Genomic DNA, 15,571 nt, shown 5'->3' on the forward strand with positions numbered 1-15,571 from the left:
ATAATTGAAGGTCACTCAGCATTTCTTATATTTAGATGCTGCAGGCATTGATTACAACGTGCAGTAAACTCGCAAACCAAGTACCTTGAATTACCATGAAGAATAAAAAATCAAAGGTTTATCGCTGTGCTGATTGCAACTATATTTTCTCTGAAGTTTCTGAGAGAGACAGTGACATCCAGTCTACGTGTCCGCGTTGCAACGTTTACGGTGTAAAGCGCTGTCTGGAGCAGCGGGCTCTTGAGGTAGCGGCAGAAAAGCGACGTCATCAGCCTCTGCTAAAAACGCGCGTCTACACGTTTAGTGGTTACGATGGATTAATGCGTTCGCGCTTTGAAACAGAAGAAAACCTGGCAATGTTTCAGCGCCACGTTCACCGCGTTTTTGATAACAACCCCGTTGTCTCTGGTGAAGTGTGGCTTACGCTGTGCCCGACTCAACCCAGTACATGGGATGTTGCACCTGAGAGCCCTACCAATGCTGGCAAACAGCTGAAGAATTTTGTTGTTTATTGCGAACAACACAACTTGCAAACAGCATGTTATGGTCATTACCTGGAAATGACTGAAGACATGCAAAGGTTATTGCGGCCCACAAGAGAGCCTGAGCAAACAGCGCTGAGCGGCTCTCATCCCGCACCCGTGACTACCGCCCACTGTCAGCATGCGGATATGGAAAAAAACAGTGACACCATCATCAAAAAGCATTGTCACGAATAAGGCGAGGCTGACTTACCCAAAGCGAGTTCTTTTTCCGTTTTAAAGCCAAATACCTTTTTCAGCACAATCGTTGCCGGGCAAAAGCCGGTGAAGCTTTGCTGGAAAAGGTTCGCCCCGATAAATGCAGTGAACCAGATAAAGTTGTCATTTACCCATACAGTTAACACGACGGACAACAACACCATGAAACCGGCAAATGCGGTTAACGCTCTTTCAGCTGACATACGCTTTACTCCTGATAAAACCATCTGAACGACACGTACACATTGGACGCATCGCGAAACTGACTGTAAAAGGTGTGATTTTCAGTGCCGTAAAAGCCATTCACACCGCCACTTACCTGCCATTTATCGCCTGGTGAATAGGTGGCTTTCAACCGTATATAGCCGTCTTTGTCGGTCGGAGAATAAAAATTGAAAGCTTGCAGCGTCAGCGTTTGACGCATCGCGCGATAAAGCAATTGCGTGGTAATCACATGGCGTGTTCCTTCCTGCTCGAAAACCGGCCAGGGCGAGTTTGCCAGCAGTGCCTCATGATCATGAGTGCGTTCCACATACCACTGGGCACTGCCGGTTAAATTCGCTACTAACTCCTGTTCGTACCCCACCAGAAAGCGGCTTTGACTGTTTGGTACCCGTGGGTTGTCGCCGCGACTGTCTTCCACCGCATCATGATAGGCATATTCAAATTTGCTTAAACCCGGACCCAGCGGGCGTACGACACTAAAACCGTACACGTTCAAGCGGCTGTATCTGGGGCGGCCAAGATCGTCGGCGGCCTGCGGTAATTTGTTATAACCGCGGTATCCATACAGCGCGTATTCGGTGGTCCCCACTGTTTTATAAAGTCTCAGCGCCACTTCACTGCCATCAGGCTCGTTCTCATCAGCCACGGTAAATTCCGGTGCGACATTCATGGCAGTCTGAGGACTAAAAAACGAAAAGAAGTCACCGGTAATTCCATTGTCAGGCGCAAATTCCGGTGTCACTACCACATCGACATTAAAAGCATCAAAGTAGCCAGAGACTTTCGCCGAGAGGCTGGGAGCTTTGAGGTATTCATCGTCGCGGCCGGCAAAAAACGATTGGTAATCTTTGGGAAACATATCATTAAGAAATACATAGTCGCCCGTGCCCCAGGTGAGCACCTGCTGACCGATTCTGACGTCGAAATGATTGCACCAGTCTCCGAGACTGGCAAGGTTCCCCTGCCACGCCAATTCACGCACTGAGGTTTCCACGCCATCGGTAACACCGTCGTACCAGATATCACCACGAAAAGAGATTTGTGAGGCCGCCAGCGTGTAATCTGCCTGCAGTTGCACGCGGACATCTGCCAGTGTGGTATCTGAAGAAAGTGCCGGGTCGTTCTGCAGACGGCGTCCGGCAGCTACCTCCACGAAGCCAGCCAAAGTTAATGGCGAGGTGTCCTTTTCTTCCCACTCATCCCATTCGTCAAACCCTTCGGTTTGCCACTCATCTTCAGGCGGCGGCGTGGCGACTTGCGCCATTGCCGGTAACACTGACACCGTAAGCGCCAGCGACGCTGCGTAAGCCAATATCTTCATTACTGAATCCATTTCAGCGGCGGTGTACGCAGGCTGCGTTCTGAGAACACATCATCCGGTAAATCGATGTTGTACTGTGTATTTCTAAACTCCATCAACGTGTAGCCGCCGGAAGCCAGGTCAGACACTTTTGAGCGCAGCACGGTAGGGAACCCCTGCACCTCTTCTACTGTGACGGTTTCCACACGACGGTAGTGCGTACCATCTTCTTTGAAGAAGTCGATTAATACCGGCAGCGATGTGGTTTTATCGATATGCACGATGTAATGCGCAAACTCGACTGAGTCCGGTTGTTTGGGTGTCGCTTTTAGCACGTACACATCGTTAGTTTCATCCTGCAGCGTAAAGTTATCCTGCGCTACTGCACGGCCCGACACATCTTCATAGAAAAAGTGTGAGCCGACAAACGAGGTGCGCTTGTCTCCAGCTGAGATGCGCTTTACCAGATCCAGCGCCGGTAGGTACAACCAGCGGTCATCGTCAACATCATTGGCGGCGTGTTTCTCTACCCGAAACACAGTGTCTTTCACATCAGTGGGCCGTGAGAAAAACACCATCATTTTCTGATCGCCATTATCCTCCACGTCTTTGCGTAGAATGGTGAATTGACGCATCTGCTTGCGGCCCTGTGCATCCACAATCAACATACGTGCGTCGGCGCGACCATCATCGCCGGCGTAATACGCGATTTTCTCTGCCTGCTTAATCAGCGCGTTTACGTCCACATCCTGCGCCATGGTCGTGTGGCCGAACAACAACACAGCACTCAGTGAAGCCAGTAATTTACGTTTGAAAAATGTCATTGTTACCTCTCCTTATTCCGAAGGCACAAACACCCAGCGACGAAGCAAGGTCATCGACGCTGGCAAAACCAACAAAGTGACCAGGGCAGAAATCGCCATAATACTGGCCAAAAATACGCCCACGGTGATGTACGGCACCAGTGGCGCGAACAGCAGTGGCGTGAACCCCAGGGCAATCACCAGTGCGTTGCGGGTAATGGCACTGGCCGGCTCGGCAAACATGTTGTTCATAGTGTTGGCAACATCACCGGTTTCACGAAACGTGGCCCGGGCGCGCTCTAAGAAGTGGATCGCAAAATCCACCGACAAGCCCAGTGTCAGGGCGGACAGCACGGCGATGGGCATGTCGTAGTCTTTACCGACAATGCCGATTAGCCCGTAAATAAACGTGATGGTAATAGTCAGCGGCAGCATCGCCAGCACGCCATAGATGAAAGAGCGGAACAGCAACACCATCATAATAAACACAATGACAAACGCGCTCAGCAGGCTGTCCAGCATGCCTGCCACCATGTTGTCCTGCCACACCACATTCAGGTACGCCTTTCCGGCCCAGTCAGCTGACAAGCCTGCAGGCAACGGATTGCTGTCAATATAGCGATCTACCAGTGACACCACGTCCGTCATATCCTGATTATCACCACTGGTAAGCTGTAGCCAGATTAAGCTGCTGCGGTAATCCGGCGTGACAAAGTGCCAGAGATCGTTGGGGCGGTGTGACGACTGGTATTGCAATAACGTTTGTGCGACCGCGGCGCTGGAATCTGGCAATGTATAATCTTTTTCATCACCAGAACGTAACTCACGGTTCACCACTTTCACCACATCAGCCAGTGAGTTGGATTTGCCCACTTTGCCGGTGGTGTTCAGGTAGTTCTGCATGCGCTCGATATACGCCAGAACCTCCGGCGACTGAAAGGTTTTCATAGCAGACTGGGCGGCGTCGGCCTTTGCCATGACCGCATCCAGATAGGCCAGCTCTTCTGCGCTATCCACCTCAAACAGCTTATCGTCAATGGCCATGATCAGCCACTGGATACGCTCGTTCTGAGACTGTTCAGCCACATTCGCTGTTACGGTGCCAAGCCATGCATCCAGCGTGGCCGGGGCGGCCGGCTCTGATAGCAATGAGTCAACTGTTGGCATCGCACGCTCATCACTCAGCACCAGGTATGCATTGTATGTCCCGGCGAAATTGTCGTTTAATACCCGGTCAGCCACGCGAATTTCATGATCGGACTTAAACCAGCGCACCGGGTTGTCGTTAATCTGAATTTGCGTAATGCCCCACACCGAGACTGCGAAAATGACGCCGAATGTCACCAGCAGTGCCCCACGATAATGATTGGCAATGTACCCCAACCCGCGCGCAATCCGTGCAACCCGCGACCCTTCACTGCTTCCCTCATGCAAAGTGGCCTGCAGCTTAGTCAGGGCACTATCGCTCATACGGGAAATATAGGCCGGAATAAAGGTAATGGTTACCATAAACGCAAACAGAATGCCGAAACCCACGAAGGCCCCGAAAATCTGCACCGGTGGAATGGGCGTTAGCATCAGCGAGAAGAAACCAACCGATGAAGTTATTGAGGTATACAGCATCGGCGTGAACAAATGCTCCACTACCTTAGTAATGGTCTTCGATGCGCTTTCGCCCGGTTTATACCGGTCTGAAAACTCTGACAAAATATGCACCGAGTCTACTACCGCAATGGGCATCAGAAAGATGGCGATCATGGATGACATGATGTGCACAGTAAAACCAAAACCGATTAGCAGGCCCATGGTGACAATCACGGTGGCCATTGCCACCACCATGGGCGCGGTAATTAGCGGCAAATTACGGAAGAACAGGAATAACAGGATAAAGATTGTCAGCCCGGCCAGCGGTGCTGAAATGCCCATTTGTACAAACATTTCAAAACCAAACTGATCTTCCGCCACCGGCAGGCCGGTGATATACCAGGCGTTGTTGCTTGTCAGTGATTGCGTTGCAGCGCGAATGTCTTGGGCGATGCGGTAGCTTTCGTTTTTGTCAGCAATAGGCACATAGATGGCAGCCGCTTTGGCATTCTTCGACACCAGCGTGTCGTAAAACAACGGCAGACGTTCAATATTCTCTCTGATTTGTTGCGCTTCCTGCTCAGAGGCTGGCGGGCGTGGCATCATCCATTCAAAACGAATCGTTCCCGCGCCTTCCTGGGAGATATTGTCTACCGTTGAGACCGACATCACGTCAGCATCAATCACGCCTTCGATAGCAAGAATTTCATCGGTGAGCACATGAATGTCCGATAAGGCCGTCTGGGTATACACACCGTCTTCGCCCTCGTTGACGACACCTACCACAATCGCATCATGCATGGCGAAATCACGTTTTGTCTGGTTATGGAAAACCCGCGACGGATGATCTTCGCTCAACATATTTTCCGGATCGGTATCAATCTGGATACGGGGTATCTGGCTACCAGCGCCCACCGCAATCAGTAGCAGCAATGCATACACCCACAACGGCTTTTGCGTACTAAACTCGACTACCCAATGCAATATCTTTTTCATTTTCCCGGCAACACTACCTGATGACATGTATTCCTATTATATGCACATAATCTTATATATCAACTTTCTTATATATCTTTTTACCCGCAATCCTTGAAAGAAAACGCCATAAGCTGTAACTTACTGCGAATCATTCTCATTTGCACTACACTTTAGATCAAGGACACTATGAAAGCTTCACGCCTCTTTCCTTTAACTTTACTCGCATTAGGTCTTTCTACCGCATTATCTGCTCAGGAAAATTCTGCGCAAAACCAGAATGTACAGCAGGTACCCGGTGAAAGTGATATCGAAAAGCTTACTGTCAGCGGTCAGCGTCTACAGGGGTATCGCTACAATGAAGCAGAGGGTGCATCACCGTTATCGATCAGTATTAAAGATCTACCACAGTCTGTGTCGGTTATCGGCCTTGAGCAGATCCGCGACTATTCACTGAACGATGTAAACACTCTGCTGAATAATGTGACTGGCGTAAATGTAGAAGAAGTAGAGACGGATCGCACCTATTATACGGCCCGCGGCTTCGATATTTCCAACTTCCAGGTGGACGGGCTGGGCTTGCCGGTCATCAACGGCAACACCCATGGCGATCTGGACACCGCAATTTACGACCGCGTAGAAGTCATTCGGGGAGCTAATGGCCTGATGACAGGCGTGGGCAATCCATCAGCAACCGTTAATCTGGTTAGAAAAAAGCCTACCGAAGATAACTTTGTATCAGTTCGTGGCCAAATTGGTAGCTGGAACAACAAGCGCCTGGATGTCGATGCATCAGGCAAACTTACCGACAACGTCAGTGGTCGTGTGGTGCTGGCAAAGCAAGATAAAGCGTCGTATCTGGACCGCTACGAAGTCGACAAAACGATTGCCTATGGTGTGCTATCTGCCGACCTGTCTGAAAATACTGAAATTCTGGTCGGCGCAAGCCAGCAAAAAAGCGATGCCAAAGGTAACATGTGGGGCGCACTCACACTGTTTTATTCAGACGGTTCGCCGACGAATTTTCCAACCAGCACTAACACTGCGGCTGACTGGTCACGTTGGGATGTGACCGATACCCGCGTATTCGCCAGTCTTGAACATCAGTTGTCTGCAGACTGGACGCTGAATGCAGACTACATGCACGTAGATACCGATGAGGACTCATTGCTGTTTTATACTTACTCATCGATTGATCCTGAGACGGGCCTGGGTCTGATTGGTTATGCCAGCGAGTATGATCTTGATGATAAGCAAGACTATGCCGACATCAAATTAAGCGGCGTGTTTGAGGCATTTGGTCAGCGTCACGACGTAGTATTCGGAGTAAACTATGGTCATCTTGAGTATCAGGACCGCTCTCTTTACGACTTCCACACCGGCAACGGTTTCCCGGCCTTACCAGCCACGGACGATTTTGACGGCGATGTCCCCTTCCCTGAACTTACCGATACGGGCCCGGACTACACCAGTGATGTTACTCAGCGCCAGACGGCATACTATGCCGCCACTAACCTTACTCTGAGTCGTGATCTGAATCTGATTCTTGGTGCGCGTTATAACGATATAGAAATTGAAGGCACGTCTTACGCCGTAGATGAAACCTCAGATGCTTCAGAGCTGGTGCCATACGCAGGGCTGGTTTACGCACTGAATAACGACATCAACCTGTATGCCAGCTACACCGAAACCTTCCAGACGCAAACTGAGAAGAACGAGAACTTCGAACGTCTAGACCCGGTTACCGGCGAAGCGGCTGAAGTGGGTATGAAAGCTTCACTGTTCAACGACAGTGCACTTTTAACCGTGGCGTACTTTGATATCAAACAGACCAACCTGGCTGTGTATTCAGCAGATATCGTCAACCCGGTCACCGGCGTACCGGAATCTGTGTATGAAGGCAGTGAAGGCATTAATTCAAAAGGTTGGGAGCTGGATATTTCCGGCGCGCTTCTGCCGAATTTGCAAACCTCACTGGGGGTAACGGTATTTGATATTGATGGTAATGATCAGGTTGAAGCCTACACTCCAGAGAAGAAGCTAAACCTGGCGACCAACTATCAGTTTGAATCGATGCCAGAATTGAGAGTGGGCGCATCCGTGCAGTGGCAGGATGCCATTTTTCGCGAGCAGGGTGCTGTCGACGGCGTCCCCTTCTACTCCCGTCAGGACAGCTACACCCTGGTTAACCTGATGGCCAGCTATGATGTGACTAACGCAGTAAGGGTTAGCGCGAACGTAAATAATCTGACGGACGAACGCTATTTAACCACGCTGTACTGGGCACAAAGCTTCTATGGTGCACCGCGCAATTATATGTTGTCGGTAAACTGGACATACTAGTCTCCCTGACAGGTGCTGCTAAGCCTTTTGTATTAGCCAGCACCTTTTTTATACCAACAGTCAAGATTTCACGGTTAGCAACACATTACCGATTTGTTATTTCGTTAAGGCCCATCAAACTAACCAGTAGGGCGTGGCGGTGTTTCTCACGGTAATCCCTGGTGACTGTATCTGCAAAATTTCCTTCATTATACTTTCGTTGTAGTTGTGTCTGTAAGAAACGACACACTATGAGAAAAAAATACTCACAAGATGAAAATAAATTTATCTTTGATCTCAAGAATCTATAAACAACTCATAATTATCAATTAGTTACGGCATTTTTACAGGATTGGCACGCTCTTGGCTTACTGATTAATACAGACAACGAACAGGAGACAGCAATGACACGTTTATTTAGCGTAACTGCAACGATTGCAGCATTGACCTTGTCTTCGCCAGTACTCGCTGATGATTCGGGCAACCAATGGAAAGCATCAGCCAAGGACGCATGGATTGATGGTAAAGCCGAAGCCACGCTTCTGTTCAATGGTCAGTTAAACACATTCGACATAAACACGGACGTCAGGGACGGAAAAGTCATCCTAACAGGAAAGGTCGACAGTGAAGTCGACAAAGCGCTTGCCACGGAGTTAGTCAAGTCGCTGGATGGTGTTGAATCTGTTGATAACCGGTTGTCTGTGATCACACCAGATGATTTTGATGGTGATTGGGACGCGTTCACACGAGATTTGCAGGATGCAAAAGTAGTAACGGTAATTAAAACCCGCTTACTATTGGACGATCAACTCTCTGGTATCGACATTGATGTTAAATCAAAACAAGGGATTGTTACTCTTTCTGGCACCGTGAGATCCGAAAGTGAACGGGATCTGGCGATAGCCATAGCAACGAACACTGATGACGTCGATGACGTAATAAGTGAACTGTCTGTAGACAGTTAACCTCTCCCCTCTAGGCCTATTCAGGCCTTAACATTACCTCTGATTTGGCCCGCTATTTTAGCGGGCATTTTTTTTGTCCTTTTCGCAGTACTTTTGTCATCGGGAAGTCGAACAACTGCCTTTCAAAGCCTGATTACGGACTTTTAACAGCCCACTTTCAGTTTTTAAAACAACATCAAATACCGCAGTGCGAAATAATCTTTTACAATAACTCAACTTTTAGTTTACAATGCCGGCAGGCTGATAACGAGGTTTCGCTCATGTGTGACGTGGTAAAGCTTGAAAGAGAAGATGATATAGCAATCATCACTATCAATAACCCGCCGGTGAATGCCCTTTCCGGTCGCGTTCGACGCGAATTGAAGGACGCTTTTCTCGCCTTTCAAAAAGACAAAAAGCTACTCGCAGCCGTATTACATGGCGAACACAGTGCGTTTTCTGCCGGTGTTGATATTCATGAATTTTGTAAGCCTACGGACGCGCCTTCACTACCTGAATTGCTCGCAATCATCGACGATATTGAAAAACCAGTAGTGGCGGCAATCGAAGGTAACGCGCTGGGTGGCGGCCTGGAGCTGGCATTAACCTGCCATTATCGAATTGCACACAGTCACGCGCAATTGGGATGCCCGGAAGTGAAGTTGGGGATCCTGCCTGGTGCCGGGGGGACGCAGCGTTTACCCAGATTAATTGGTGCCGAAGCCGCCCTTAACATGATTACCTCTGCCCAGTTCAGCAGTGCCAGAGAGGGCGGTCTAAGCGGACTTATTGACAGAGTGGTCGATGAGAATTTGTTGGATAACGCCAAAGAGTATGCCAGACATCTACTGCGCACACACTCTCCCATTCGTCGCCTGAGCGAGCGTAAAGTCAATACGGCAGTGTTGAACAAAGACTTTTTTGAGGATTACCGCGACAAGCTGGCAGCCGCCGCCCCCGGTTTCAATGCGCCACTGGCGGCAGTGAATGCCGTCGAGGCCGCGACCAAAGGTAAATTCGCCAAAGGCATAAGTTTTGAACGCAGCTTGTTCAACGAGTGTTTGCAGTCCGATCAATCCCGTGCCCAGCGTTACGTGTTTTTTGCGCAGCGCCGTGCCCCGCGAGTGGACCTGCTTGCAGCAGAGACAACACCAATCACCGTACACACCGTTGGTGTTGTCGGCGCCGGGAAAATGGGACAGGGTATCACCACTTCCTGCCTGCTGGCCGGATACCCGGTAACACTTGTAGATCTTAACCAACATGCACTGGATACTGCCAGAGCAGCTATCGAACAGTCGCTGACAAGTTTACTGCGAAGACATAAACTCACACACAAACAGCGGGATGCTGCGTTCGCAAGACTTTCTACCTCTCAACAACTAAGTCATGTGTCAGGGACGGATCTGGTTATTGAAGCGATTCAGGAAGACAGGGATGCAAAGCGGCGCCTGTTCACCGAATTACTCAACCTGCTTTCCTCTAACGCAGTAATCGCAACCAACACATCGACCCTGGATATTAATGCACTGGCTGAGGGGCTCAAATCACCAGGCCAACTCGTCGGCATGCACTTTTTTAGCCCAGCACATTTAATGCAGTTGGTTGAGGTTGTGCAGGGTGACGCTACCCGACCCGCGGCCGTCGCTACCGCCATGGCGATGGCGCGTTCGCTGAAAAAAGTGGCAGTGCTTTCTGGCGGCAGTGACAGTCTGATTGGCAACCGGATGTTGTCGGTCTACAGCAGAGAAGCGGATGCATTACTGCTGGAAGGGGCCGGCGTTGTGCAAACAGACGATGCCATGCGCCGGTTCGGGATGGCCATGGGGCCATTTCAAATGGCAGATCTGATTGGATTGGAGGCTGGCTACCATGCCCGCAAGTCAAGACAACAACGCGGCGCAGATAACTTACCTGTTACCAGCCCTGTAGCAGACAAGTTGGTTGAAGCTGAACGAGTAGGGCAAGGTACCGAAGCCGGGTACTACCGTTATGAACAAAGCTGTCGAGCGCCGATTCCCGATCCTGCTGTCGACAAGATTATCGACACTACAGCGGCAGACTTATCGATTAGTCGGGTGCCAATTGATGACGACACCATTGTTCGTCGCCTCACACTTCGGCTTATCAATGAAGCGTGTAAAATTATTGACGAGGGAATTGTACAGCGTCCTTCCGACATCGATGTTATCTGGGTAAACGGTTACGGCTTTCCTATTTTTCGTGGAGGGCCGCTGTGCTATGCCGACAGTCTGGGATTGGACAATGTAGTGGCAGAGCTTAACGCACTGGAAAAGTCGTCAGGACCTCGCTGGAAACCGTCTGCTTACCTGATACAGGCCATGGCAGCGCGCATGCCGCTGGCAAGTTATGACACGCTGTCAGCGGGTGAGCGCACAGGTAAACGTCGCGCCTGAATAAAATTGACTCCCTTCATCGGGTTTCTGTTTCGACCTGTGTAGAATAGGCAATGCCAAACCGCACCGTACAGTTGTGTTCTCCTGCGATAAAAGCGGATGTCGCCAGCAGTTGGAGAGCATTGCACGGGGCACAGAGACAGTGTGGCTGCGCTGCGCCTTTTGCCGCAAACACAACAAGCCTGTATAACCGCGGCGACGGCGTTACCTGACCGACTTTTACGGTATAATGCGTGAAACCGGCGAGATTTATGCCTGATGCGGCAATGCATTTCAAACCGATAGGGGTGCCCGGCAGCACCAGTCAATGATAGATCCGGATGTAACCTTAGCATGCCCTTCAGAATTTTGTTCTTCGCGTTATTGGCTACCGCAATGGGTCAGAGTGTGGTGCTCACCACCTTACCCTCCCTTGGAAGAGACGCCGGCCTGACTGAGTTTCAGGTAGCTGTCATCATGTCCAGCTCGGCATTTATCTTTGCACTGGGAACGACCTTTTGGAGCCGTATCGCGAAAAAGCAGGGTCACCGACGTATTTTAATGGTGGGTCTCACCGGCTATACCCTTGGTACACTGTTGTTTGCTTTGGTATGGGCGCTAGGTCTGAACGGCTATATTGTCGGCAGCGTATTGTTTGTATCGCTGTTGCTCTCCAGAAGCCTGCAATCCAGCATCATGTCAGCCACGCCGCCCTCTGCAGTGGGTTATGCGATTGGCATCAGTCCGTTATCGCAGCGGGTAAAGTCTATCAGTAAGGTGACCTCCGCGAACAATCTCGGCCAGGTTCTCGGGCCCACCTATGCAGGGGCTTTAGTGGGCTTTGGCCTGCTGACACCGCTATACTCGATTGTCCTGCTGACACTGATAGCACTGTTTCTGGTATGGGCCAAATTACCGGCCCATGTTGCCATGCCATCATCGCCGCAAAACAGCCAGCCGGAGGCTGTCGCAACAGAGACTCTGAAACCACTGACAGCGTTACTGATAACATTATGCGCCAGCGTTTTTTGCGCCATGGCTATGATGCAGCAAACGCTGGGCTTTTTCCTGATTGATCACTACGGGGCAACGCCTGTAAAAGCCGCCCAGGGCGTTGGCCTGGCCATGATGATAAGCGCCATTTTTTCACTTGGCGTGCAACTACTTATTGTTTAGCGAACCCGTGCCCGTCCGGAAAAGCTAATCATGATAGCAATGCCGCTGCTGGCTGCTGCTTACCTGTTACTGTATTTACATCAGACTATTTACGGGCTGTATTGCGCCATGATGTTACTGGGGCTGGCCATGGGGATGGGGTATCCCTCTATCGCTGCGGTTGCCACAAGTCGTTGTCACCCCGAAAAACAGGCCACCGTAACCGGGATGATCACGGCAACACCCGCAATGGGCTATGTGGTTGGTCCGCCGGTTTCTGCTTTGTTCTATTCCTACGGGCATCGTCTCCCGTTTCTGGCTGCTACGGCTCTGATAGCTGTCTTCACACTAATCGCCATTGCGCAGCTGGCCCCCTCCCGATCCCGCTGAACCAGTAGTTACGAGGGCTGGGCGACCACTATCACTCTCGCTAATTTTTCACCATCATTATTAAAATTGGTTTTACTATGCGAAAACACATTCCACTATATTGATCGTTGATTTTGCCAGTGCTAGCTTAGTTATCAAATTTATAACATACCGTTAACAGGTTTGATATCAAACCGTTCAAAGGGACACGCACATGATAAGCAAGTCAACCACAGCAAGAACCCGAACTCGATTCACCAGTACCTTACTGGCATCCTCTGTTGCAATGGCACTCGCCGCATCGCAGGTTGTTGCGCAGGAAGAAAGCGCAACGCAAGAGTCAGCACCAACGTCAAAAAAGGCAACAGATAAACTATTTGAAAAAATTGAGGTTACCGCTCGTAAACGGGTGGAATCCATTCAGGATGTACCGGTAGCCATTACCGCGTTTGGGGCACAGCAACTGGAAGCCATGAAGTTCAGAGATTTCAATGATCTGTCGGTTGGTATTGCCAACGTGGTGATGGACGATGTGGGCACCGCGCGCGGTGTCGCCAACTTCTCAATCCGTGGCCTTGGGGTAAACAGTTCGATACCGTCAATTGACCCGACTGTAGGCGTATTTATTGATGGCGTTTACGTGGGGACCAATGGCGGTGTCGTCACCGACATGTTTGATGTGGCACGTGTCGAGGTTCTGCGCGGTCCTCAAGGGATCCTGTTTGGCCGTAACGTTACCGGTGGCGCGGTGCTTATTACCACTAAGCGCCCTGAAGATACCGTGGCTGGCAGCATTAAAGCGTCTCTGACCGGCGGCGGTCCTGGTGGCAACCAAACCACCGTACAGGGCACCGTCAGTGTTCCGGTTACCGATACCCTGTCTACCAAGTTCAGTGTGTATCATACCGATGACGATGGTTGGTTTAAAAACAGTTTTGATGGCAGCAATCACGGCGCCTTCAAGCAGACCATTTTGCGCGGTACCGCATACTGGGAGCCGACTGAAGATCTTGAAATGATTTTCAAATATGAAGATATGGACGCGGAAGGTGATGGCCCGGCGTCACAGAACCATACCAACGGTTTGGGCATTAACCCAAATATTGCGTTTCCCAGCCCGCATCCGCTGGCACCATTTGCACAAACCTTTGACCGCGACTCACATGACTTCTCGATTAATGAGCGCGGTAGTCAGGAAATGGATTCTGAGCTGGCCTCATTCACGGCGAATTACAATGTCGGCGGCGGAACTGCTACCTATATCTTCGGATATCGCGATTATTATTCACCGTCACTTGGCGATATTGATTCCCAGCCATTTACCCTTTTCCATTCCGATGCGTGGACTGCCTCAGAGCAGACTACCCATGAACTTCGCTACAACAAGCCCATTGATAAAGCTGACGTGACAGTGGGTCTGTATCACTATGATAATGACCTGACTTACCACGAGCGACGCTTACTGCCGCTGACTAACGTATCGCAGGATATCACGGGTGATGGCGTACCGGAGCTGCTGGCCGCAGGCATTTACCAGGATGGCGGTGGTAACCACAATACTAAGAGCGTTGGTGTTTTTGGTGCTGTGGATTACGACCTCACAGAGAAGCTGACACTGACAGCGGGACTTCGCTACACCCGCGAAGAGAAGTCAGTAGAAATTGCGTCTCTGAACCGCAATGTCTCTTCTATAAACGAGGGATTTATCATTCCGCAGGGGCCGGTCTGTAACATCTACCTGGACAATGATTGTGCCTTTGATTTTGTTGATGACGAAGAGTGGACCAGCGTGTCGCCAAAAGTGGGCGCAACCTACAAGTATGATAATCAAACGACCATATACGGCCACTGGAGTAAAGGTTTCCGCTCAGGCGGCTATAACTTACGAAATACCGCCGATATCAGCACGCCGGAACTTCGCGAAGCGAATGGGCCAGGTCCGTTTGATGAAGAAACCGTGAACAGTTATGAAGTTGGCTATAAGTCTGATCATGACTGGGGTCGCTTTAATGCTGCCGTATTCCTGACCCAAATAGACGATATGCAGCGGGAAGTTAACCTGCCGGCACCGGATGGTTCGGTTATTCAGATTATTAAAAACACCGCCGAAGCCAGAATGCTGGGGCTGGAATTCGATGGTATTGTACGTGTTACCGAAAACCTCGCCGCCACCTTCAATTTAGGCCTGATTGACGCAGACTATACGGATGTCATTTACGACCTTAACGGCGACGGAATGGTAGATGGCGCTGACGAAAAACTGAAAATACCGCGGGTACCAGACATCACTTACAGTGTCGGGCTGACCCACGATCTGGAACTGGAAGGCTGGGGCGTCATGACTTCCCGGGTGAATTACTCTTACCGTGACAAAACCTTCTATACCGATAACAATTTAGGCTACATTAATGACTTGCAGATCCTGAATGCCGGTATTGATTTCAGAACAGACAACGACAGCTGGGTGTTCTCTGTCTTCGGTAAAAACCTGTTTGATGAGGTGAAACACGGCGGCGACACGCAACTCTCGTTTGGTACGTTTTCGCCCTTGTCCAAAGGCCGTATCATCGGTGTAGAAGCCACCTATACCTTCTACTAACAGGTTGAAACAACGGTCGCAATAACCGATTCAGGCTACCTTACCTGTGAAAACAAAAATGCCAGTCAACACGTTGACTGGCATTTTTTATGGTCTGCGATGTCTTAGTAGTGTCTGCAGATCTGCAAACATTAACTATTAGCGTTTGGCAGACTCTTC

General features: G+C 50.2%; 11 protein-coding genes. 7 read left to right on the forward strand and 4 right to left on the reverse strand.

Annotated elements, in window-relative coordinates; genetic code table 11:
* Positions 1-95: 95 nt before the first annotated feature.
* Positions 96-719: a hypothetical protein gene (locus ACLBLI_RS17645; RefSeq protein WP_414828839.1), complete on the forward strand. Its 624-nt coding sequence runs from the start codon at positions 96-98 to the stop codon at positions 717-719.
* Here the strand turns inward: ACLBLI_RS17645 and ACLBLI_RS17650 are convergent.
* Genes ACLBLI_RS17650 through ACLBLI_RS17665 form a run of 4 tightly spaced genes read right to left on the reverse strand, consistent with a single transcriptional unit; the run spans position 710 to position 5,675 of the window.
* On the reverse strand, positions 710-943 hold the full coding sequence (locus ACLBLI_RS17650; RefSeq protein WP_414828840.1) for a DUF2892 domain-containing protein: 234 nt from the start codon (positions 941-943) through the stop codon (positions 710-712). The genes ACLBLI_RS17645 and ACLBLI_RS17650 overlap by 10 nt on opposite strands.
* A 5-nt stretch (positions 944-948) precedes the next feature.
* Positions 949-2,286, reverse strand: coding sequence for a hypothetical protein (locus ACLBLI_RS17655; RefSeq protein WP_414828841.1), 1,338 nt, complete (start codon positions 2,284-2,286; stop codon positions 949-951).
* Entirely contained in the window at positions 2,286-3,089 is an 804-nt protein-coding gene (locus ACLBLI_RS17660; RefSeq protein ID WP_414828842.1) for an outer membrane lipoprotein-sorting protein, read from the reverse strand. Before ACLBLI_RS17660 ends, ACLBLI_RS17655 begins: the two co-directional genes overlap by 1 nt.
* Before the next feature lie 12 nt (positions 3,090-3,101).
* Positions 3,102-5,675 (reverse strand): efflux RND transporter permease subunit, encoded by a 2,574-nt coding sequence (locus ACLBLI_RS17665; RefSeq protein WP_414828843.1) that lies wholly within the window; start codon positions 5,673-5,675, stop codon positions 3,102-3,104.
* Between the two features lie 141 nt (positions 5,676-5,816).
* Here ACLBLI_RS17665 and ACLBLI_RS17670 point away from each other — a divergent pair, with 141 nt between their 5' ends.
* From ACLBLI_RS17670 to ACLBLI_RS17695, 6 genes are all read left to right on the forward strand, one after another.
* On the forward strand, positions 5,817-7,970 hold the full coding sequence (locus ACLBLI_RS17670) for a TonB-dependent siderophore receptor (RefSeq protein WP_414828844.1): 2,154 nt from the start codon (positions 5,817-5,819) through the stop codon (positions 7,968-7,970).
* A 383-nt stretch (positions 7,971-8,353) separates the two neighbouring features.
* Positions 8,354-8,914: a BON domain-containing protein gene (locus ACLBLI_RS17675; protein WP_414828845.1), complete on the forward strand. Its 561-nt coding sequence runs from the start codon at positions 8,354-8,356 to the stop codon at positions 8,912-8,914.
* Between the two features lie 260 nt (positions 8,915-9,174).
* Positions 9,175-11,310, forward strand: coding sequence for a 3-hydroxyacyl-CoA dehydrogenase NAD-binding domain-containing protein (locus ACLBLI_RS17680; RefSeq protein WP_414828846.1), 2,136 nt, complete (start codon positions 9,175-9,177; stop codon positions 11,308-11,310).
* 333 nt (positions 11,311-11,643) lie between these two features.
* A complete protein-coding gene (locus ACLBLI_RS17685; protein WP_414828847.1) occupies positions 11,644-12,465 on the forward strand; it encodes an MFS transporter in 822 nt (273 codons plus the stop codon).
* 30 nt (positions 12,466-12,495) lie between these two features.
* Positions 12,496-12,834, forward strand: coding sequence for an MFS transporter (locus ACLBLI_RS17690; RefSeq protein ID WP_414828848.1), 339 nt, complete (start codon positions 12,496-12,498; stop codon positions 12,832-12,834).
* Between the two features lie 193 nt (positions 12,835-13,027).
* Entirely contained in the window at positions 13,028-15,412 is a 2,385-nt protein-coding gene (locus ACLBLI_RS17695) for a TonB-dependent receptor (protein WP_414828849.1), read from the forward strand.
* Positions 15,413-15,571: the final 159 nt, after the last annotated feature.

Source organism: Alteromonas sp. H39, from assembly GCF_047556435.1.
In the GTDB taxonomy this organism is placed as follows: domain Bacteria; phylum Pseudomonadota; class Gammaproteobacteria; order Enterobacterales; family Alteromonadaceae; genus Alteromonas.

What these genes read in the sequence shown, in the direction of transcription:
- ACLBLI_RS17665 (WP_414828843.1), bottom strand. Translation starts at nt 5,675, where the DNA reads ATGTCATCAGGTAGTGTTGCCGGGAAAATGAAAAAGATATTGCATTGG.
- ACLBLI_RS17680 (WP_414828846.1), top strand. Translation starts at nt 9,175, where the DNA reads ATGTGTGACGTGGTAAAGCTTGAAAGAGAAGATGATATAGCAATCATC.
- ACLBLI_RS17690 (WP_414828848.1), top strand. Translation starts at nt 12,496, where the DNA reads ATGATAGCAATGCCGCTGCTGGCTGCTGCTTACCTGTTACTGTATTTA.
- ACLBLI_RS17695 (WP_414828849.1), top strand. Translation starts at nt 13,028, where the DNA reads ATGATAAGCAAGTCAACCACAGCAAGAACCCGAACTCGATTCACCAGT.
- ACLBLI_RS17670 (WP_414828844.1), top strand. Translation starts at nt 5,817, where the DNA reads ATGAAAGCTTCACGCCTCTTTCCTTTAACTTTACTCGCATTAGGTCTT.
- ACLBLI_RS17685 (WP_414828847.1), top strand. Translation starts at nt 11,644, where the DNA reads ATGCCCTTCAGAATTTTGTTCTTCGCGTTATTGGCTACCGCAATGGGT.
- ACLBLI_RS17655 (WP_414828841.1), bottom strand. Translation starts at nt 2,286, where the DNA reads ATGAAGATATTGGCTTACGCAGCGTCGCTGGCGCTTACGGTGTCAGTG.
- ACLBLI_RS17650 (WP_414828840.1), bottom strand. Translation starts at nt 943, where the DNA reads ATGTCAGCTGAAAGAGCGTTAACCGCATTTGCCGGTTTCATGGTGTTG.
- ACLBLI_RS17660 (WP_414828842.1), bottom strand. Translation starts at nt 3,089, where the DNA reads ATGACATTTTTCAAACGTAAATTACTGGCTTCACTGAGTGCTGTGTTG.
- ACLBLI_RS17675 (WP_414828845.1), top strand. Translation starts at nt 8,354, where the DNA reads ATGACACGTTTATTTAGCGTAACTGCAACGATTGCAGCATTGACCTTG.
- ACLBLI_RS17645 (WP_414828839.1), top strand. Translation starts at nt 96, where the DNA reads ATGAAGAATAAAAAATCAAAGGTTTATCGCTGTGCTGATTGCAACTAT.